The sequence below is a fragment of the Rhodoplanes sp. SY1 genome (assembly GCF_046000175.1).
Lineage (GTDB): Bacteria > Pseudomonadota > Alphaproteobacteria > Rhizobiales > Xanthobacteraceae > Rhodoplanes.
This window is the reverse complement of record NZ_JBEOMB010000404.1, coordinates 1-517: the sequence shown is the minus strand read 5'-3', so window position 1 is coordinate 517 and position 517 is coordinate 1. Positions and strand designations below refer to the sequence as shown.

The 517-nt window shown below is 66.9% G+C and carries 2 protein-coding genes; both read left to right on the top strand.

Annotation, left to right across the window (positions count from 1 at the left end):
- On the top strand, positions 1-293 hold a 293-nt coding region (locus tag ABTU92_RS29980; protein ID WP_408095181.1), incomplete at its 5' end, for a helix-turn-helix domain-containing protein.
- On the top strand, positions 290-517 hold a 228-nt coding region (locus tag ABTU92_RS29975; RefSeq protein ID WP_408095180.1), incomplete at its 3' end, for a hypothetical protein. The genes ABTU92_RS29980 and ABTU92_RS29975, both read left to right, overlap by 4 nt.

Genomic DNA, 517 nt, shown 5'->3' with positions numbered 1-517 from the left:
TTGTACGAGCTCGAACCGGACGTCACGTTTCGTCATGTTTGGAAAGGGCTGACGATCAGATCGCCCGAGGTCATTTGCACAAGCGCCGAAAGGACCGGGGCGAGAACCAAGCGGCGACGTTGCTCGGCGTCTCGGTGCGGACGTTGCAAGCATGGCGCGTGCGCGGGGGCGGCCCGCCCTACGTCAAGATCGGCTGCGCGGTCCGCTATCAGCGCCGCGCCCTCGTGACCTTCCAGCAGCAGAACACCGTGACCTCGACGACCGAGGCCGATGCCCGGAGGTCCCGGTCATGACGGGGCGGGGCAGGGGACTTCTGTCGGACGACCTCGCCACGGCCTGGATTCGCGAGCTGCGTCGCGGGCCGTTCGAGGTGACGGGGACGACGGCGCGCTTGTTCGCGCGCGCGACGCGGCCGATCGGCGGCGAAATGGCAAGAGCATTGTGGCCGTTCAACGAGCGGCTGAAAGACGGCCGAATCTGGTTCGAAGTGCCGATCGGACCCGGGTTCACGGATAGC